At 45.1% G+C, this 19166-nt stretch carries 20 protein-coding genes; 14 read left to right on the plus strand and 6 right to left on the minus strand.

Annotated elements, in window-relative coordinates:
• A partial coding sequence (locus AACV78_RS05830; protein ID WP_194074392.1) for a homoserine kinase occupies positions 1-438 on the plus strand: 438 nt, incomplete at its 5' end.
• Here AACV78_RS05830 and AACV78_RS05835 read toward each other — a convergent pair.
• From AACV78_RS05835 to AACV78_RS05850, 4 genes are all read right to left on the minus strand, one after another.
• Positions 439-627 (minus strand): hypothetical protein, encoded by a 189-nt coding sequence (locus AACV78_RS05835; protein ID WP_194011877.1) that lies wholly within the window; start codon positions 625-627, stop codon positions 439-441.
• Between the two features lie 453 nt (positions 628-1080).
• Positions 1081-2478, minus strand: coding sequence for a serine/threonine protein kinase (locus tag AACV78_RS05840; RefSeq protein WP_194011878.1), 1398 nt, complete (start codon positions 2476-2478; stop codon positions 1081-1083).
• Positions 2479-2507: 29 nt separating this feature from the next.
• Positions 2508-5030 carry an ankyrin repeat domain-containing protein gene (locus AACV78_RS05845; protein ID WP_194011879.1) on the minus strand — a complete coding sequence of 841 codons (2523 nt, stop codon included), beginning with the start codon at positions 5028-5030 and terminating at the stop codon, positions 2508-2510.
• Between the two features lie 163 nt (positions 5031-5193).
• Positions 5194-5370 carry a DUF4058 family protein gene (locus AACV78_RS05850; protein ID WP_194011880.1) on the minus strand — a complete coding sequence of 59 codons (177 nt, stop codon included), beginning with the start codon at positions 5368-5370 and terminating at the stop codon, positions 5194-5196.
• Between the two features lie 324 nt (positions 5371-5694).
• On the opposite strand from AACV78_RS05850, the gene fbp reads away from it, so the two are divergent.
• From fbp to opcA, 5 genes are all read left to right on the plus strand, one after another.
• Positions 5695-6768 (plus strand): class 1 fructose-bisphosphatase, encoded by a 1074-nt coding sequence (gene fbp / locus AACV78_RS05855; protein WP_194011881.1) that lies wholly within the window; start codon positions 5695-5697, stop codon positions 6766-6768.
• A 107-nt stretch (positions 6769-6875) separates the two neighbouring features.
• Positions 6876-8027 (plus strand): transaldolase, encoded by a 1152-nt coding sequence (gene tal / locus AACV78_RS05860; protein WP_194011882.1) that lies wholly within the window; start codon positions 6876-6878, stop codon positions 8025-8027.
• A gap of 211 nt (positions 8028-8238) precedes the next feature.
• Positions 8239-9114, plus strand: a complete 876-nt coding sequence (locus AACV78_RS05865; protein WP_194011883.1) for a hypothetical protein — start codon at positions 8239-8241, stop codon at positions 9112-9114.
• Positions 9098-10627 (plus strand): glucose-6-phosphate dehydrogenase, encoded by a 1530-nt coding sequence (zwf, locus tag AACV78_RS05870; protein WP_194011884.1) that lies wholly within the window; start codon positions 9098-9100, stop codon positions 10625-10627. Before AACV78_RS05865 ends, zwf begins: the two co-directional genes overlap by 17 nt.
• Before the next feature lie 674 nt (positions 10628-11301).
• A complete protein-coding gene (gene opcA / locus AACV78_RS05875) occupies positions 11302-12666 on the plus strand; it encodes a glucose-6-phosphate dehydrogenase assembly protein OpcA (RefSeq protein ID WP_194011885.1) in 1365 nt (454 codons plus the stop codon).
• Between the two features lie 38 nt (positions 12667-12704).
• Here opcA and AACV78_RS05880 read toward each other — a convergent pair whose 3' ends face one another.
• Complete coding sequence (locus AACV78_RS05880) at positions 12705-12842, minus strand: hypothetical protein (protein WP_194011886.1); 138 nt, start codon at positions 12840-12842, stop codon at positions 12705-12707.
• Positions 12843-13065: 223 nt separating this feature from the next.
• On the opposite strand from AACV78_RS05880, the gene AACV78_RS05885 reads away from it, so the two are divergent.
• From AACV78_RS05885 to AACV78_RS05920, 8 genes are all read left to right on the plus strand, one after another.
• Complete coding sequence (locus AACV78_RS05885) at positions 13066-14601, plus strand: cobyrinic acid a,c-diamide synthase CobB (RefSeq protein ID WP_194011887.1); 1536 nt, start codon at positions 13066-13068, stop codon at positions 14599-14601.
• A 111-nt stretch (positions 14602-14712) separates the two neighbouring features.
• Positions 14713-15210: an ureidoglycolate lyase gene (locus AACV78_RS05890; RefSeq protein WP_194011888.1), complete on the plus strand. Its 498-nt coding sequence runs from the start codon at positions 14713-14715 to the stop codon at positions 15208-15210.
• Positions 15211-15303: 93 nt separating this feature from the next.
• Complete coding sequence (locus AACV78_RS05895) at positions 15304-16224, plus strand: FkbM family methyltransferase (protein WP_194011889.1); 921 nt, start codon at positions 15304-15306, stop codon at positions 16222-16224.
• A gap of 62 nt (positions 16225-16286) precedes the next feature.
• Positions 16287-16493, plus strand: a complete 207-nt coding sequence (locus AACV78_RS05900) for a hypothetical protein (protein WP_228042621.1) — start codon at positions 16287-16289, stop codon at positions 16491-16493.
• A 65-nt stretch (positions 16494-16558) separates the two neighbouring features.
• Positions 16559-16717 (plus strand): hypothetical protein, encoded by a 159-nt coding sequence (locus tag AACV78_RS05905; protein WP_228042622.1) that lies wholly within the window; start codon positions 16559-16561, stop codon positions 16715-16717.
• Between the two features lie 122 nt (positions 16718-16839).
• Complete coding sequence (locus tag AACV78_RS05910) at positions 16840-17292, plus strand: hypothetical protein (protein ID WP_194011890.1); 453 nt, start codon at positions 16840-16842, stop codon at positions 17290-17292.
• Positions 17293-17349: 57 nt separating this feature from the next.
• Entirely contained in the window at positions 17350-17850 is a 501-nt protein-coding gene (locus AACV78_RS05915; RefSeq protein WP_228052122.1) for a KGK domain-containing protein, read from the plus strand.
• Between the two features lie 676 nt (positions 17851-18526).
• Positions 18527-18652, plus strand: coding sequence for a hypothetical protein (locus tag AACV78_RS05920; RefSeq protein WP_333090427.1), 126 nt, complete (start codon positions 18527-18529; stop codon positions 18650-18652).
• A 157-nt stretch (positions 18653-18809) separates the two neighbouring features.
• On the opposite strand, the gene rpsU is transcribed toward AACV78_RS05920, so the two are convergent.
• Positions 18810-19004: a 30S ribosomal protein S21 gene (gene rpsU / locus AACV78_RS05925; protein WP_006632476.1), complete on the minus strand. Its 195-nt coding sequence runs from the start codon at positions 19002-19004 to the stop codon at positions 18810-18812.
• Positions 19005-19166 lie beyond the last annotated feature (162 nt).

Below are 19166 nucleotides of genomic sequence, written 5' to 3' on the forward strand. Positions count from 1 at the left end.
ATTCCCTGGCATCCTAATATTGTGCCCGTGGTAGCGATTCCCGATTTTGAACTTTCTACAGCCGAAGCGCGCCGAGTGTTGCCCAGCGAGTACAGCAAGGCTGACGCGATTTTCAATGCCGCCCACGTTGGTTTGTTGGTGCGGGCTTTGGAAACTGGCAATGAAAACTGGCTGCGCTGCGCCCTGCAAGACAAAATTCATCAACCTTACCGCCGATCGCTGATTCAGGGATATGAAGCGGTGCAACAAGCAGCCTTGAATGCAGGGGCTTGTGGAATGGTCATTAGCGGTGCCGGGCCAACGCTTTTAGCTTTAACGGATGTTACTAATGCTGATGCGGTTGTGAGGGAAATGGCGGCTGCTTGGAGGGAATTTGGGGTGAAGGCTGATGTAAGGGCGATCGCGATCGATACTCAAGGATCACAAATCTCAACTTAATTATTCCACTCCTGGACGCACAACATCTACATAATCTAATACGGCTCGCTGCATTTCTCTTGGCGTCACCGCCCACTGTTGCTCCAGTTGAAACTTGTCGCGCTTTTGTGAGCGTTGCAACCCCTCTGCAATTTCCATCGCCTCTTTTTGTAAGTCCACAGGAATGGTGTTTTTGGGGTTGGCTGCCAAAAACAGGATAGTTTTTTTTTCGAGTAGGAATACTCATCAATCGAACCTTCACGCTTAGGAGATACTGGAGCTTAAGCACACTACCCCAGTCAGGGCGAGATATTTCTTGCCTTGACGGTATTTAAGCACAAACATCTTTATTTTTGTTGGTCAGTAAACTGACAGAAAGGAGCACCCTGACTCAAGCATAACCAATCGAAAAGGCGATCGCGACTCTCAACTAATCTTTTAGCTACGTATTCAAGAAGTGCGATCGGCTTCCCCTTTTGCAGTCCTATTTCATAAATATCGAGATTCTTTATATTTTTATTTTCATGCCCGAGCCAGGATTTTTTGATGATTATTATTGCCTAAATTAGTACATAAAATCTTCTATACTTCCGCATTTACTTAACCCACACACTCAAAAAAAAAAACGGGTTTTTCATCAAATCTGTGGATGACAACAATGATTTATTTTAGTTTACTTAAACAATCACTCAATTCCCCTACCAACCATTCTTTATCAGCTTGCGGCAAAAATAAGCCAAAACAATAGTTACGCGACTTGGTGCGAATCCGGCAAAAAGTTATCGATATTTTGAGCAATGGCAGATGAATTCCGCTCAACTTTACCCGCTGGATATCTTGAGGACTGATTTTAATTGGTCTAGTAAATAGACAAGAAGCAATCCTACACAAGCACCTACACAAGAACATCAAAGCATAAAATACGGTAAATATTATTACAGGTTTGCTTGATATAAATACAAACAGATGAAATGATTTACCTACCGAGTCGGCTAAAGTGTATTTAAACAAGCTAACTGTCCCGTATATCAGTCCGGGAATTAACCATAGGATTAAATCAAAAAATAACAGAATCAAAGAGAAGGAAAGTAAAATTTTATAACTCTGATGAATGAACTGGAAAAACCCTGTGAGTTTACTAGGGAAACGATCGGGGTATATATTGATGAATAACCACCGTTTAGCGTCAATTAAAGTAATTCGGGACTGGGGCGATCGCTTAAACATTTTTTCGCGATTAATCCCGCTTGGCTGTTCCCCTCGCAACGCTGATAAAGCATCTTTTGCTGAGTCAAATCTATCTTCAATTGCGGGTTCAATTATCTTCTCTAACCAGTTGGCAAACTCTGGAGAAATAGAGACGCGATCGCGGAATTTTATCTTCTGCTTTTGTCTGGGTAAATCGGATGGAAATTTCTGGGTTAACAATAAAAGCAGCGTTGTTCCTAATCCATACAAATCTGTTGATAATACAGCTTTTCCTCTGAATTGTTCAGGTGCCATGTAACCGTAGGTTCCAACAACGGTACTGCCTCCTGTAACGGTATGATGGTAAGTATTTTGAACTGCGCCAAAATCAACTAGGAAGACTCGCCCATTTTTTTGCAGAATTATATTTTGAGGTTTAATATCTCGGTGGATAGTAGCAGGTAACAGCGATTGCAGATAAACTAGAATTTCTAGCAATTGATAGGCGATATGACGAACTTGCGCTTCATTTGGCTTCCAGCCATTTTCTATCAACTGTGCGAGAGATTTTCCAGGTGCGAGTTGTTGGGCAATATAAAAACAACGATCTTGGGAAGTATCAACTTGAAAGCAGTCAATGTAGCGAGGAATTCCCGGATGATTCAATCCCGATAAAGTTTTTGCTTCTCGTTCAAATAACTCGACTTTCTTCCATTCAGTTGTCAGACGCAGGGATAAAGCTTTGAGTGCAACTTTTTGATTGCTGTTTAAATCTACAGCAGCATAGGTGATTCCAACTCCACCCTGTCCTAATTTGCCGATTATGCGATATCTTTCAGCAATGATTTTTTCCGATTGTTCTAGTGTTTCCATATTTTTATGCGTGGGGTTATTTGGGATAATTAGTAGGTTGCGCCGCGAGATCTGAGTATTTTGGCTGCTGCTTCTCGGTCGGGGTTCCAGTTGGTTTCTGCTATCTTGAGCGGCGTGTCGCCATCGCAGTTTGTAGCGTCAATTTTTGCACCTTTAGCAATCAGTAATTTTAAGATTTCTATAGTGCCATAATGTGCTGCTTTGTGGAGTGGAGTTGTGTTACACATATCTCTATTATTAACATCTGCACCGTTTTTAATTAGCAGTGCAGCAATATCATTGTGTCCGATCGCGATCGCTTGATACAACGGAGTTTGACCGTTCTCATTTCTAACGTTAACCCTTGCGCCATTAGCAATTAGCAGTTCAGCGATATCTTGAGAGCCTTGAGCAACAGCAAGATGCAGGGGAGTTTGAAGCAAGTTATTTTTGGCATTAACGAATGCACCTTTGGCAATGAGTTTTTTGGCTACATTCTCAAGTTTGAAATCGACAGCGATATGCAGTAAAGTTCTGCCTTCTTTGTCTTCACTATTAACATCTGGGTTTTTACTAATTAGCAGCGCCACTGTATCCTGAAGTTTCAGGTCTACGGCGATATCCAGTGGAGTTTTTGTTTGATTATCCTGGATATTAATTTCTGCACCTTTAGCAATCAGCAATTTTAAGATTTTTACAGTGCCATAATGTGCGGCTTTGTGCAGTGGAGTTGTGCCAGATCCATCTATATTATTGACATCTGTACCGTTGTTAATTAGCAGTGCAGCAATCTCATTGTGTCCGATCGCGATCGCTCGATACAATGGAGTTTGACCGTTCTCATTTCTAACGTTAACCCTTGCACCATTAGCAATTAGCAGTTCAGCGATATCTTGAGATCCTTGATCGACAGCTAGGTGTAACGGAGTATCTCCATATTGGTCTATAGCGTTGATATCCAGCATTAGCAAAGCAGCAACTTCTTTTGTGGTTGCATAGTGCAGTGGAGTTCTTTTTATACGATCCCGAATCGCAACATTTGCACCGTCTTTAATTAGCTGTTGTACCAACTCCTTAAAACCTATTTTGGCTGCGTTATGTAATAAAGTTCTACTCTTGCCATTTCGGGCATTGTCTTCTTTGATGTTAATTTTTGCGCCCGCAGCGAGTAGTATCTTTGCGATCGCCTTCGATCGCGCCGTATGTAGAGGAGTTATGCCATCTTTGTTTTTGGCATTGACATCCGCACCTTTAGCAATCAGCAACTTGGCCATTTCAGGCGATCGGGCAAAGAACAGAGGAGTTGTACAAATATAACACGACTCAAATTGAGCTTCTCCCCAGGCGTTAATATCTGCACCTTTAGCAATTAGCGTCTGTGCCACTTTTATGCGATCGGACATCGCAGCGATGTGTAATGGGGTCCAGCCATATGCACCCTTAGCGTTGACATCTGCACCTTTGGCAATTAACAATTCTGCCACCTCTTTTGAGCCAGCAAAGTGTAGTAAATTTTGATCGCCTATCCTGCTATTGGCACTAATACCAAGATCCAGATAATGCCTAACAGTGTTAGTATCTCCCTGTTCGACAGCCTTGACAACTGCATTTGGTGTAAATCCAATCCGGTTAAGGATGGGATATTTAAAGTGATTTAAAACAGCAACAGTAGCAATAGCAGCAATTCCTATTTTTAGGCGCTTTTTCCATTGCGTCGGATTGGATTTAAGGTTAACTATTCGAGGATTGCGAAGAGATTCAAGCGCTTCTTTTACCGATCGAAAGCGGTTTTCTAAATCTGGCGCTATCATCTTTTTTAACCAATCGGCAAATGCTGAAGAAATCTGAATTTGAGAGCGAAAATCTCCCTCTAGTATATTTGTTGGTAATTCGGCCGGGGAACGGTGCGTTAGTAAATACAACAAGGTCGCTCCTAAACCATATAAATCTGTGGCAGGTACGGCTTGTCCGAGAAATTGTTCGGGAGCCATATAACCATAGGTTCCAACTACGGTACTTCCTCGCATTAAAGTATTGTAATAAGTGTTTTGCACTGCTCCAAAATCTACTAAGCAGACTGCCCAGTCTTTTGGTTGGTGGGAATTAATGGGGGATTTAAAAACAATATTTTCTGGTTTAATATCCCGGTGGATAACAGGTGGTGTCTGTGAATGGAGATAAACTAAAATCTCCAAAATTTGTGTGGCAATACCTTTAATTTCCGACTCACTAGCGTGCCAGCCATTTTCGACTAAACTTGCTAGAGATTGCCCTTGGGCCAGTTCTTGTACTATATAAAAACAACGATTGTCGGGAGTATCGACATAAAAATAATCCAAATAACCCGGAATTCTCGGATGATTCAATTTTGATAAAATATTGGCTTCTCGTTCAAATAGTTCCAGCACTTTCCAGTCATTCATCTTCTGTAAAGACAAAGCTTTGAGTGCGACTCGCTGGTGTGTTTGGAGGTCAACGGCTTCATAAGTTGTGCTACTACCGCCTTCTCCGAGTAGCTTTTTAATTTGATAGTCTTTGACTAAGTTATGGGGAATTTGTTCAACAATATCCATAGCATTCTCCTGGGTTGATGAGTACCAAGAAACATTTTATATTTGGGTTTTTACCACCCAAATGTAGAGAAATTTATGCAATGTAATTTGAGTGTTTGAGTATATTTCAAACAAGTCAATAGAAAAGTCAATGACTGACTCTTTATATTTGCAAAAATTTCAATTACCGTATTTCTATGGATAGCTTACCCAGAATTTTTGAGGGGCATATCACCTTTGGCGAAAATTTACGTACGGGATATCGAACGTAATTGAGCCGATAATCATAGCCGACGCGATCGTAAATGCCTGCAAGCAATTCCGGCAAATTAACAATAGGTTCTACATCTTCTTCGCGCAAAGGAAGTTGTCGGTCTTTTTGAGATGCTAGCCAACGTTGGTAGGCTTCTCTATCGCCACTTTCTCTCTCAGCGCCCTCTGCGTCCTCTGCGGTTAATCAAAAAAAGTAGTGATTTTGGATACAATTCCCGACTCAACAGTCGATCGCACTCCTCAATTTTCGATGGGGATCTAAAATTCACCTAAAGTTCGACGCCCTTTCGCAAAACCCTCCCTAAGATAGAAGTTAGGGGACGATCGACCTCAAAGCCGATTAGCGGGGCAAACGGCAAGCACCTGAAAATCCCTAACTAACCAGCCGCAAGACAGGGAGAACATCCAAATCATGGTAAACGCGCCAACAGGGGAAACCCGTCTCGGCCAGACCGAACAGGTACAAGCCTTAGACCGCGATTGCACGACTTTATCCCGTCACGTACTCCAGCAACTCCACAGCTTTAGTGCAGATGCTCAGGATCTCAGCGCTTTAATGAATCGCATCGGGTTGGCTGCTAAGCTGATCGCGCGCCGACTTAGCAGAGCCGGGTTAATGGCAGATGCTTTAGGGTTTACAGGGGCTGTGAACGTGCAGGGAGAATCCGTCAAAAAGATGGATGTCTATGCTAATGAAGTGTTTATCTCGGTATTCCAGCAAAGCGGACTTGTCTGTCGCTTGGCTTCGGAGGAAATGGAAAAACCCTATTACATTCCTGAAAACTGTCCGATCGGACGTTACAGTCTGCTCTACGACCCCATAGATGGTTCTTCCAATCTTGACATCAATCTCGATGTCGGCTCAATATTCAGCATCCGCAAGCAAGAGGGGGACGATGCAGATGGTTCTGCCTCCGACTTGCTGCAACACGGACACAAACAAATCGGCGCAGGCTACGTACTCTACGGCCCCAGTACCATACTGGTTTACTCGATCGGGCAGGGCGTTCATTCCTTTACCCTCGACCCCAGTTTGGGCGAGTTTATTCTAGCAGCCGAAAATATACAAGTTCCCTCGCGCGGCCCGATTTACAGCGTTAATGAAGGCAACTTCTGGCAGTGGGAAGAATCTTTGAGGGACTACATTCGTTACGTCCACCGCAGCGAAGGTTATACCGCTCGCTACGGCGGGGCTTTGGTGGGAGATTTCCACCGGATTTTATTCCAGGGAGGTGTGTTTTTGTACCCCGGAACCGTCAAAAAACCCGAAGGCAAATTGCGTTTGCTCTACGAATCGGCTCCTTTGGCGTTTTTGATGGAGCAAGCCGGCGGGCGCGCCAGTACCGGCACTCAAGATATCTTAGACGTAGTGCCGACCCAACTGCACGAGCGATCGCCCTTGATTATCGGCAGTCAAGAAAATGTAGCGATGGTCGAGTCTTTTATTCAAGATCGATCGCGCAATTCTCGAACAGTTCTGGAGTGAAGTTATTGGTTATGAGTTATTTGTTATTGGTTGGGACGAGTAACAAATAACAAGTAACAAATAACTGTTAACAAATTATTAACTATCAAATAGTAGGAGCGAAAGTAATGACGAAAACAACAACGAATCACCTGTTAGAAATCAAAGACATTGGCCAAAGTATTTGGATGGACAATTTGACTCGCGATCTGATCGAGTCCGGCGAACTCAAACAGATGATTGAAAGTCGGGGGCTGCGCGGGATTACATCTAATCCGGCGATTTTCGAGAAAGCGATCGCGGGTAATGTGATTTACGACGCGGATATCGAAGCGGGCATCCGGGCGGGTAAATCTGTCATGGAGATTTACGAATCTTTGGTATTTGAAGATATCCGCAACGCTTGCGACATCTTTGCCCCGGTTTACGCAGAGTCGAAGGGTTTGGACGGTTACATCAGTATCGAAGTGCCTCCGACGATCGCCAACGATACAGAAAGCACGATTAGCGAAGCCATGCGCTATTACAAAGCCCTCGGCAAACAAAACGTGATGATTAAGATTCCCGGAACCGCTGAAGGGTTGCCGGCAGTCGAGCGAGTCATCAGCGAAGGAATTAACGTTAACGTGACTTTGCTGTTCTCGGTTGACAGCTACGTCGAAACCTTCTGGGCTTACATTCGCGGTTTGGAAGCGCGGGCGGCTAAAGGTTTGGATGTGAGCAATGTTGCTTCGGTTGCCAGTTTCTTCTTGAGCCGGATCGACAGCAACATTGATGGCAAGATTGACGAGAAACTCAAAAACGTTACCGATATTTCCACCAAAGCCAAACTGGAAGCGGTGAAGGGGAAAGTGGCGATCGCCAATGCCAAGGTAGCTTACCAGAAGTATAAAGAGATCGTCGCGAGCGATCGCTGGCAAGCTTTAGCTGCCAAAGGAGCCAAAGTCCAGCGCCTGCTGTGGGCTTCCACCAGCACCAAAAACCCCAACTACAGCGATGTCATGTACGTCGATGAATTAATCGGCCCCGACACGGTTAACACTTTGCCGCCGAACACTGTGGAAGCTTGTTTCGATCACTGCGATGTCGCACCCCGCATTGAGAACAACGTCGAAGAAGCTTACACCCTGCTCGAAAGTCTTAAAGATCCCGACATCGACATCAACTTGGACAAAGTGATGGCAGACTTGCTCTTGGACGGAATTGAGAAATTTGTCAGCCCCTTCCAATCTTTGATGGATTCCTTGGAAGAGAAAGTTAAGCGGCTGGCAACGGTGTAGTCTACCGATTTGGTATCAGTAAGGGCAGAAACTCTCAGGAGTCATAATACATAATGATTGTGGCTCCTGAATCCTTAGAAATTGTCCGTCTCCAATTATTGACGAGGCCGAGATTATGGAAAATTTGTGTACGAACGTACACAATTCCCTGATCAAAGAATATCAAATCCGCAATCCCTGATTTTTCATCCCGAACTGCTACGGAAATTTTATGTTATCAACTCATACCATTCAACAAAGCGAGGACGGCAACGCCCAACTGGATATCGCTGAACGGGCGAGACTTCAAGAACTCGAATCGATAGTAGAACAAGGACTTCAGACTTTTTACGAAGTCGGCAAAGCCCTTGAGGAAATTCGAGAACAGAAATTGTACCGGGAAACCCACAAGACTTTTGAGGCTTATTGTCAGGAAAAGTGGGGAATAACGAAACGAAGAGCTTACCAGTTCATTGACGCGGCTGAGATTATGGAAAATTTGTGTACGAACGTACACAATTCCCTAGTCAAAGAATATCAAATCCGCCCATTAAAGGGACTGCCCGCCGAGCTACAGCTAGAAATTTGGCAAGAAGCAGTAGAGTCATCGCCCAACGGCATTCCCACTGGTGCAACCGTTAAGCGCTTGGTTGAGGAGCGATTTCCTTCAAACGGAAACGGTCGAACGCCTAAAGATAGTGCTTCAGAATTGGAGAAATTGCGATCGGACAATCAGCGCCTTAGAGAGCAAATCCGAGAGCAAAACAGAGATAGGGATCGTCGTGCTGCTGCTGTGGCGCTGGAATTGGAGCAACTTCGAGCCGAAAACAGGCAGTTGAAAGCTGAACTGCAGCAGCGGGATAAAGATTGGGAAATCCGTCTGGCGGTTGAGAGAATAAAAATTAGAGAGGAAGTTAGGGCTGAACTCAGGGAGGAAATCAGGGCTGAACTCAGGGAGGAAATCAGGGCTGAAATCAAAGCCGAATATGAAGGGCAAATTAATTCCCTCACTCAGCAACTAGCGGAAATGACAAAAAACTATCAAGCTGTATTAGCCAGACTCACAGCTTTAGAAGGAGCAAAATTAAAAAATGGTAACGCTACTTGAAAATCCACTGCGCGTCGGTTTGCGAAAAGAACGAGTGCCGGAACCACAAATTCTGGTAATCTTCGGAGCTTCTGGGGATCTCACCCAGCGCAAACTCGTACCAGCAATTTATCAGATGAAGCGCGATCGGCGCTTGCCACCGGAAACTACCGTCGTAGGTGTGGCCCGCCGCCCTTGGAGTCACGATTACTTCCGAGAGCAAATGCGCGAAGGCATTGAAGAATTTGGCGGTGGCATTGGCAACGAAGAATTTTGGCAAGATTTCGCTAAAGGTTTGTACTATTGTCCCGGCGACATTGACAACCCCGAAAGCTATCAAAAACTCAAAACTTTCTTAGCGGAACTCGACGAAGAAAGGAGAACTCGCGGCAATCACATATTTTATCTGTCAGTTTCCCCGAACTTTTTCCCAGAAGCAATTAGGCAACTGGGCGCGGCTCAAATGCTGGTTGACCCAGTAAAACACCGCTTGGTAATTGAAAAACCCTTCGGCCGCGACTTGAGTTCGGCAAAAGCTCTCAACCGAGTCGTGCAGCAGGTTTGCCAAGAACAGCAAGTTTACCGGATCGACCACTATTTGGGTAAAGAAACTGTTCAGAATTTAATGGTGTTCCGGTTTGCTAACGCGATTTTTGAACCGCTGTGGAACCGACAATTTGTCGATCACGTACAAATTACAGTTGCAGAAACAGTAGGCGTAGAAGACCGGGCCGGTTACTACGAATCCTCTGGGGCTCTGCGGGATATGCTGCAAAACCACTTGATGCAGATTTTCTGTCTGACGGCGATGGAACCGCCGAACTCGCTCGACGCTGACAGCATCCGCACCGAAAAGATGAAAGTTCTGCAAGCAACTCGCTTGGCAGATTTGAATAATTTGGACTTCTCAGCGATTCGGGGTCAATATTCCGCAGGTTGGATGAAGGGCAAACAGGTGCCGGGGTATCACGATGAACCGGGGGTTGCTGCCAACTCGACGACGCCAACTTTTGTGGCGATGAAATTTATGATTGACAACTGGCGCTGGCAGGGAGTGCCTTTTTACCTGCGAACCGGCAAACGGTTGCCGAAAAAAGTTAGCGAAATTGCGATTCAGTTCCGCGAAGTGCCGCTGTTAATTTTTCAGTCCGCAGCCCAACAAACAACTCCTAACGTTTTGACGATGCGGGTGCATCCGAATGAAGGAATTTCGCTGAGGTTTGAGGCGAAAATGCCGGGGCCGGATTTGCGGACGCGGACAGTGGATATGGATTTCAGTTACGGTTCTTCCTTTGGGGTGACATCTTCGGATGCTTACGATCGCCTGTTAATTGATTGTATGCTGGGCGACCAAACTTTGTTTACCCGTTCTGATGAAGTGGAGGAAGCTTGGCGGGTGGTAACGCCGGCCCTGATGGCTTGGGAATCGTCCAACGACCAAGATTTGGTTCCTAAATACGAAGCGGGTACTTGGGAACCTGCGGAAGCAGAATTGCTAATTAACAGAGACGGCCGCAAATGGCGCAGACTTTAAGAGTCATTAGTCATTAGTCCTTAGTTAGCCGATTTTAAGAGTCATTAGTCCTTAGTCATTAGTCCTTAGTTGGCAGACTTTAAGAGTTATTAGTCATTAGTCATTAGTTGGTCGATTTTAAGAGTCATTAGTCCTTAGTCATTAGTCATTAGTTGGTCGATTGTAAGAGTCATTAGTCCTTAGTCATTAGTCCTTAGTTATGGATCGGCATTAGTATTTGCAATTAGCTGAGAACTGCTAACTATAGCGGTGATCGAGCGTGGTGAAGTATGCCCGCGGCGGCCTAGGCCCACGGAGGCTTAGACCGCATAGTACCTCATACCAGAGCACAGAAAGGCTATAATAAGGGCTAAATGTAGCCAGTCTCAGTGAGGTAATCTACGCTCCAGTAATGGGTAATGGGTAACGGGTAATCTATCAGAAATCATAGCTAGTAGCTAAGCCGAAATCAAATTACTAATCCGGCAATTACCTATTCCTTATTACCGATCGCTCGTGCGTACTTCATTACTGAGAACCGCTATAATAATGGCTAATGACTAATGACCAATGACTAATGACCAATGACTAATGACAATGACCAATAACTAATGACCAATGACTAATGACCAATAACTAATGACCAATGACTAATGACCAATGACTAATAACTAAAAACAAAGGAGAGAAGATTTATGACGATGACACCGATGAAAGCTCCGCCTCTGGTTTCGCTGCAAAGTCCTAAAGATGTGTCGATCGACCAAATAGAAGCAGAATTGGGTCAAATTTGGGAAAGTTACAGAGAATCTGGCTCAAAGGGCGATGTTCCGATCGCTAGTAGGGCAACAACTTTTACCTTTATAGTCTACGAACCGGAAGAAACTCAGCAGTTATTGGCGGATCTGGGGTTTTATGACGGGCCGGTGGACGGTATTACCGGGCCGATGACGGCATCTAGCATTAGGGATGCTCAAAAAGCTTACGGACTGCCGAGAACTGGCAAATCTAACACTGAATTGCTGGATACTTTGCGGGAAGAAGTGGCTCGCAAAAATTCCAAGGGCGAGGTTTTGGGGCCGACTGGTTTGGGTTCCGGGGGTTCGGGGGTGGCTGATGCGATCGTGGCTGCCAATCCGTGCCGGATTATTGCTCTGTGCCCGACGGCGGGGGAAGATACGGGGGTGCAGGCTCAAGTGGCTGCTTACTGTCCGGTGCACAAGCGCGGGAGCGGCAATCTGATCTGCTGCGAGTATATTACGCTCAGGGGTACGGAAGCTGCTTTGGAACGGGTGAGCGGCATAGTGACGGCGCTGACTATCCCTGATTTGCCGACGCTGCTGTGGTGGAAGGCGAATCCCGATGCCGATCGAGGTTTGTTCCAGCGGCTGGCGGCAATTAGCAGTTCTGTGATTGTTGACTCTAGCAGTTTTGCCGAGTGTGAAGCCGAATTGCTGTTGATGCAAAGTCTGATCGAGGAGGGAATTCCGATCGCGGATCTCAATTGGCGTCGGCTGGCCGCGTGGCAGGAGTTGGCTGCTGAGGCTTTTGACGCCCCGGAACGTCGCGCGGCGATTCGGGAGATCGATCGGGTGACGATCGATTACGAAAAGGGCAATTCTAGTCAAGCGCTGATGTATTTGGGCTGGCTGGCGAGCCGACTTCAGTGGCGTCCGGTTGCTTTCAAACAGGAAGAGGGCGATTACCACATCAAGCGAATTAAATTTGCGGGGCCGGACGAACGGGTTATCGAAGCCGAATTAGCTGCTATTCCTACTGCTGATTCGGGCGATGTCGCGGGCGATTTGATTGCTCTGCGTTTGAATTCTACAAACGAAAATGCTGACTGCGGTACGGTTCTGTGTTCGGAAGATGGTGGCTGTATGCGAATGGAAACCAAGGGTGGCGCTCAAACCGCTCGGTTTAACGAGGTGAGTCCTCTGTTTGACCAAGTGACGGAACATTTGCTGGGCCAGCACTTGCAGAGTTGGGGCCGAGATGTGCTTTACGAAGAAAGTTTGGCAGTGACGGCCGGGATGCTGAAGTTGTCAAGAAGTTAGTAGTTAGTAGTCAGTAGTCATTACTCAGGAGTCAGCAGTCAGTAGTTGTACGTAGCGACAAATCCCAAAGTCGTTAGTTGCGATCGCTCTTTCGGATATTTGGGGGAAATGTATATTTGGCTGTGGGGTAATTGGTAATTGGGAAAAAGGTAATTGGCGATCGATTCGGGACTCATTACCTATTACCAGACATTAGATTAGCCGATCGCCAAAAGTTCAGGATAGCCGTTGCTATCTAATGACTGTTGACTGATGACTGATGACTGTTGACTGTTGACTGATGACTGTTGACTGTTGACTGATGACTGTTGACTAATAACTAATAACCACTAACCACTAACCACTAACCAATAACCACTAACCAATAACCAATAACCAATAACCAATAACTAATAACTAATGACTTTAGTAATTGCTGGCGAACGCAGCGGTGCGGGAAAGACTACTGTAACGATCGCCCTTTTAGCTTATTTAATCCGCCGCGGCTTGAACGTGCAATCGTTTAAGGTGGGCCCGGACTACATCGATCCGATGTTTCATGCTTTTGTCACCGGTCGCCCCTGTCGGAATTTAGACCCGGTATTAACGTCTGAATCTTATGTAAAAAAGTGTTTTGATCGTCACATTCAAGATGTCGATTGTGCCTTGGTTGAAGGGGTAATGGGGCTATTTGATGGAGTGAGTCGAAAGAAGGAAGAAAGAAGTTCGGCAACGGATTTTGTAGCGGATGTAGCGGATGGCTTGAACGTGGGGAAAGAAGAATTAGATTATTCTGTTGCTTTTGCTTCTACGGCTCATGTTGCTTGTTTGCTGAATTTGCCGGTATTATTTGCGATCGATTGCAGCAGGCTGTCTGGTTCTGTGGCTGCGATCGCCCACGGTTTTCGTTCTTTTAACCCAAATCTTAATTTCGCTGGTTTGGTGCTGAATCGGGTGGCTAGCGATCGACATTTGGAGTTGCTTGCTGATGCTCTCAAACCGCTCAATTTACCTGTTTTGGGCGTTTTGCGTAGGGATGAGGCTGTTACTATTCCCGATCGACATTTGGGTTTGATTCCGGCCCAGGAGTTGCCGAATCTTCATGCTGCGATCGATAAGTTGGCGGATTTGGCTGCTGTTAGTTTTGACTGGGATCAACTTTTGCCTTTGTTGGCTGCGACTCGAAATGGGGGGGGTGAGGGGTCTGAGCAACCTTCGGATAGATACAGTCTCCCTTCGGTTATTATAACTCACAAAAATGATGCTGTCAACTGTTTGGAAAAACAATTGGGGGTGAGGATTGCAGTTGCGCGCGATCGGGCTTTTAATTTTTACTATCAGGACAATCTTGATTTGTTGGAAGATTTGGGTGCCGAGTTGGTATTTTGGAGTCCCCTTGATGACTCAGTTTTTCCTGACAACGTGCAAGGGTTATATTTTGGTGGCGGTTTTCCCGAAGTGTTTGCTCAAAAATTGAGCGGTAATGTTTTAATTCGGGATGCGGTAAGAAAGGCGATTTTTTCGGGAATGCCGACTTATGCGGAGTGCGGCGGTTTGATGTATTTGTGCGATTCTATTGTAGGCTTCGATGGCAATTCTTGGCAAGGGGTGGGTGTTTTGAAAACTGTTGCTGAGATGGGAAAGCGTTTGACGCTGGGATACCGGGAGGCTGTGGCGGTGAGGGATAGTTTGGTGTTAAATGCTTTTGATGCGGTTTGGGGTCATGAGTTTCATCGATCGCATTTAACTGTTGAACCGACTAATCCAGTTTATCACAGTTGGAGGTACGGGAAGCGGGGGGAAGTTGAGGCGGTTGCTGAAGGTTGGGGAGTTTGTCAGGTGCACGCTTCTTACTTGCATTTGCATTGGGGTGCTCGGCCTGATATTCCGGCTCGTTTTTTGCAGCAGTGTGCTGATTTTGATTGTAAGGGTAATTTGGGCGATCGAGAAAGCTAATTAGATTTTTTTTATTTTATTAACCGCAGAGGACGCTGAGGGCACAGAGAAGAGAGAGGGTTGCTGTATTAGAATGTTTTTGATGAATGCTGGGAGGGGCTGTTGGGATTTATGAGTGTATCGATTTCGACTAGGCGGTTATTGGCGCAATGGGTGACACCGGAAAATTTTCGGAGTTACGGTCAAGTTATTTTTGCGAGTGTTGATGGCAAGTCTTTTGATGCTGAGGATGCTCAATTAAGTTTGCAAAACGGTATTCCTAAATTTTACATTATGCGGCTGTACCATAAAGGTCGCAAGTTTGGCAAAATTACACGACACGTTCAATGTACTCAATGTTTGGGTTCTTTGGATGGGAAGGATTGGTTGATGGCGGTTGCGCCTCCTGGGGATAGCTATAAACCGAGTTTAGAGGATATGGCTGCTTTTCGGATTCCGGGCAATTGTTTTATTAAGTTAGATGTGGGGACTTGGCACGCTGGCCCTTACTTTGATGCGGACTTTGTTGATTTTTACAATCTGGAATTGAGCGATACTAATGTGGTTGACCATTTTACCTTTGATTTTGTAAAATATCACAATCAGGAATTTGAGATTGTCTGGATTTAATAAAAATTTATCGTATAATTTTGATAGGATATCAACTAGGCTGATTATACCTGCTTAACCGTGTTTAATAGTTTTGGGAGAGGTCTAATAATTATGAATTATCCACTCTATTCTCTTTTGATTTTACCATATACGCGCCGGGAACTCCCTGGATGGGGAAAATTGATGACACTCACAGGGGTGTATCGGGATGATTTGTGGAAAAATGCTCCTATACGGGAGATTCGAGGCAAGTTCCACGGTTATCGGATGGCGATGGATCTTTCCAAGTGGAACGATCGCATGAGCTATTTTTTAGGCCGTTATTATGACTTGCCCACACAACTTTTCATCCAAAATGCTGTACAGCCTGGGGACAGTTTTATTGATGCGGGGGCAAATACGGGCATGATTACTCTTTTGGCTGCTTATCATACAGGAACAACGGGATGCGTACACTCTTTTGAACCAAATCCTCTGGCGTTTCAAACATTAAAAGCTGCGGTAACAGACAATGAATTGCAGAAAGTTTCTCTGCACCAGTGTGGGCTTTCTAACGAGCGAAATGAACTGACACTGACAGTGCCTACAGATGTTACTGGTTTGGGTACTTTCGCTCAACTCCCAGAAAAAGATCGAAGTCTGATTTCTAATCAGTATCAAGTACCTGTGTATCGCGGAGATGAAATGCTCCCAGATAATCTTCCTGGTGCTACTTTTATTAAAATTGATGTGGAGGGGTTTGAGGTGAATGTGATTAAAGGTTTTTCCCAAACGCTGCAAAAGCTTCGCCCTGCGGTGTTGACAGAAGTTGTAGGAAGTCATCTGGAACGGGCTGGTTCAAGTGTAGCAGAACTTTGCTCTGTGATGGGTGACTTTGGCTATGAAGCTTTTAACTTGGAGGCGAAACGGGAAGGTTTTGGCCATCGGTTACAATTGTCTAAAGCGCAAGGAGGAAAGATGACTGATGATGTGGTTTGGCTGTATTCTGAGAGTCCTTTATTTTCTCGCCTGCAACAGTGGATGACACACTGATATTGCAGAGGATAAGAATTGCAAGTGCAGGGAAATCTAGGCTGATTTCCCTTTGTTTTAATATGATCGCTGTCCACGGTGCTAAAACTCTCAATCTGGGAGATGATAATTATGGGATAGATGCGGGGAAACCTGCAAATTTGATTGTGTTGGATGCTGAGGATTGTTATGATGCAATTAGGAGGCGCGCTGCGGTTCGGTATGTGATTTCGCGGGGTAAGTTGCTGGCGGAAACTGCACCTGCTAAAATTAGTTTTTATCCGGTTTGACAAACAATATTTGACGCTGTTAAATTGTGAATTAAGGTGCTATTCCCGATGAGAGTCCGAGAAATTTGGTAGAACAACTGCTGCTGCAAGATGCCAAGGCTGGTAATTCCATAGTGATTCGTCGCGGTACAGATAGATTGTTGGGGGATGCGCCGAGACTGATTGCTGTTTATGGCGGAAATGCTGAATATTGGGATAAAATGACAAGCATTGAGGTTTTTTAAATTAATGGATGTTCGGTACAAGTTCATTGGTTTCGGAACAGTCAGACTCTTCAAAATGTGGAGTTTAAGTTCAAGCGACAGTATCCCAAAACAGCCTCTAAAAATCTGTAGGTAATCAAGTTATGAAAATTCGTTGTATTGCTAAGACTGGTGAATCTCTTCCTGAAGAATATATAGATCCGCCACGCGGTTACACCAGAAAAGTTGAGTTACCACTAACTATAGGTAAGGAATATGTTGTTTATGCTATCCGAGAATGGCAAGGGACTATTTGGTACTACATCTGCAATGATAATTATAGCTATTATCCCATCCATAATCCGGCACCGATGTTTGAAGTAATTGACAGTAGAGTTTCTAAGTATTGGCGGTTTGAACTTTCGCCCAATGGCTTGTTAATGATAGCGTTTGAACAGTGGTTTACCGATCCTTATTTTTATGATAAGCTGACGGATCAGGAAGAGGCGGAGGTTGAGATTTTTGATAAGGTTAAGGAATTGATGGATGCTGAGGATTTTACTTTGCCTCCGCTGGATGTGGCAGTTGAGAAGTTGCGGGAAACTGTCAGTGTTTGAGTGGAAAAAGGGCGCTCGCAAATTGTGTCTCTACCAGCTTGACTCAGATAGCTTAAAATGGTAGAAAAGAGGAATCAGCAGAATTTTGTTAAAAAAATGAACGAAGAATTTGAAATAAATAAAAAATATGATATACTAGACGGCGAGGATGATGTTTTGTTATTGGATAAAGCTACTTTTACGGTGCGGAGGTTTAAAGAGCTAGTCGCTAAGAAGTTTGATTATATACTAAATTATATCGAGGCAGTAGAAAAGGAATCTCGCAATAAATCGATATCTTATTGGATGCAATCTCTGTCGATTAATGAAGAAACAACAATTCCTGCAGGGGATATAAACTGGAGTTCCCCTCAAGAAGGAATTGATTGTCAAATTCTAAAAATAGGTGCCAAAGGTTGGCAAAAAGGAAAGCTTAAAATAGAAGTTAATAAAAGTTTTCAGTCTGTAAAAACGCAGACATCTATAAAGTTTTGTCCTGATGAACTACCAGAGCAAAAATCGCCTTTAGATGATATCAGACAATCCGAGGAATACAAAAAACTTAGCAATAATAACTGAGAGCCCGATCGCCATTACAATACAATAGTCGATCGCACTTATATCTAAATTTGGGATTTTTCACCGCAGATGAGGGCTGATGAACAGGGATGAACGCAGATGTTTTTTAGATAGGGCTGGCGCTGATTTATTTTCGAGTAGTTTGGATTGTGTGGGGCCATTTGGGCGATCGCTCCGAGGTATGGCGCTGCTGTAGAATATTATGCAAGGCCCGGACGATCGATCGCGATTAAGTTTGCACCCAGTACCCGCCAGAACTTTGTTCGCCACAGTTAAATAGAGGTATCGCAGGATTGCGAATTGCGGTTGCTGACGGGTATTTCGCTACAGGGGCCTAACCCCAAGCAATGGATGCTGTAGAAATAGTTGCAAAAGCCTTGACAAATACTTTGAAATGTGGTATGCAAGCAGAATAAGCAACAACAAACCCCCCAAAAATCGGGGGGCTTGAAACTGTCCGCATACCGGAATTCGATCGCGCCAAGGCGTTGATAATTACGGCTGGCGAGGGTGGAAACTTGCGGGAGAATTTACGATCGCGCCCTCAAGACTTCGATCCTGCCACGCGCGATCGATCTTTAGCGGGAACCCCAATCCCTGCGACTTGGTACGTGCAAGCGCAGAGATTCAGACAGTGGTATCGAACTCGAATTGCGAAATATTCCAACATACAAATATGATTCTCGCACCCGCAACCCCGATCGCTCCTCCTGAAATTGGTGTCGAGAAAACGGTCGTCGCCGGACAAGAAATATTAGTGTGTCCTAATCTGGGACTGTTCACCCAACCCTATCATTTATAGGCTTGCCCGTTCTTTGGGTGCCCCTACAGCGGCCCGGCGCTTTGCCCTTGGGGGTACAAATTATCGGTGCTCCCTACAGCGAAGCGGTGATTCTCCGAGTCGCTGCGGTACTAGAATCGCAAGGCATTATATCTGCCGAATCAATTTAGTGCTATTTCTAGGGTTTGTTGTTGCGGTGGAAGCGTCTCTTAGTGCGTCTGGCAATAGCTTTGCGCTTCTGCTTTTCGAGGGGGGTTTCAAAGTGGCGGTGTTTTCTCATGTCGGGGAAAATTCCCGCTTTGGAAACTTGTCGCTTAAACCGTCGTAGGGCTGACTCAATCCCTTCATTTTCGCCGATTACAACTTGGGTCATTCTTTCTCCTGTGGTTCGTTAGATCAAGTTTTATCATATCAAGGTTTCTGGCTGCGCGATCTGTTGGATGTCGGGCGATCGGCCAAAAACCTTAAAATTATACCAAATCCGCTGCTAAGTTGTTGCGCTTCTAGATAGTTGGGGAGAGGGGGAGAGAGGGGG

Source organism: Tychonema sp. LEGE 07196, assembly GCF_963890365.1.
Lineage (GTDB): Bacteria > Cyanobacteriota > Cyanobacteriia > Cyanobacteriales > Microcoleaceae > Microcoleus.

Bases quoted from the DNA above. Each gene is read 5' to 3' on its own strand.
- AACV78_RS05840 (WP_194011878.1), bottom strand. From the start codon at position 2,478: ATGGAAACACTAGAACAATCGGAAAAAATCATTGCTGAAAGATATCGC.
- AACV78_RS05845 (WP_194011879.1), bottom strand. From the start codon at position 5,030: ATGGATATTGTTGAACAAATTCCCCATAACTTAGTCAAAGACTATCAA.
- fbp (WP_194011881.1), top strand. From the start codon at position 5,695: ATGGTAAACGCGCCAACAGGGGAAACCCGTCTCGGCCAGACCGAACAG.
- tal (WP_194011882.1), top strand. From the start codon at position 6,876: ATGACGAAAACAACAACGAATCACCTGTTAGAAATCAAAGACATTGGC.
- AACV78_RS05865 (WP_194011883.1), top strand. From the start codon at position 8,239: ATGTTATCAACTCATACCATTCAACAAAGCGAGGACGGCAACGCCCAA.
- zwf (WP_194011884.1), top strand. From the start codon at position 9,098: ATGGTAACGCTACTTGAAAATCCACTGCGCGTCGGTTTGCGAAAAGAA.
- opcA (WP_194011885.1), top strand. From the start codon at position 11,302: ATGACGATGACACCGATGAAAGCTCCGCCTCTGGTTTCGCTGCAAAGT.
- AACV78_RS05880 (WP_194011886.1), bottom strand. From the start codon at position 12,842: ATGAGTCCCGAATCGATCGCCAATTACCTTTTTCCCAATTACCAATTA.
- AACV78_RS05885 (WP_194011887.1), top strand. From the start codon at position 13,066: ATGACTTTAGTAATTGCTGGCGAACGCAGCGGTGCGGGAAAGACTACT.
- AACV78_RS05890 (WP_194011888.1), top strand. From the start codon at position 14,713: ATGAGTGTATCGATTTCGACTAGGCGGTTATTGGCGCAATGGGTGACA.
- AACV78_RS05895 (WP_194011889.1), top strand. From the start codon at position 15,304: ATGAATTATCCACTCTATTCTCTTTTGATTTTACCATATACGCGCCGG.
- AACV78_RS05900 (WP_228042621.1), top strand. From the start codon at position 16,287: ATGATCGCTGTCCACGGTGCTAAAACTCTCAATCTGGGAGATGATAAT.
- AACV78_RS05910 (WP_194011890.1), top strand. From the start codon at position 16,840: ATGAAAATTCGTTGTATTGCTAAGACTGGTGAATCTCTTCCTGAAGAA.
- AACV78_RS05915 (WP_228052122.1), top strand. From the start codon at position 17,350: ATGGTAGAAAAGAGGAATCAGCAGAATTTTGTTAAAAAAATGAACGAA.
- AACV78_RS05920 (WP_333090427.1), top strand. From the start codon at position 18,527: ATGATTCTCGCACCCGCAACCCCGATCGCTCCTCCTGAAATTGGTGTC.
- rpsU (WP_006632476.1), bottom strand. From the start codon at position 19,004: ATGACCCAAGTTGTAATCGGCGAAAATGAAGGGATTGAGTCAGCCCTA.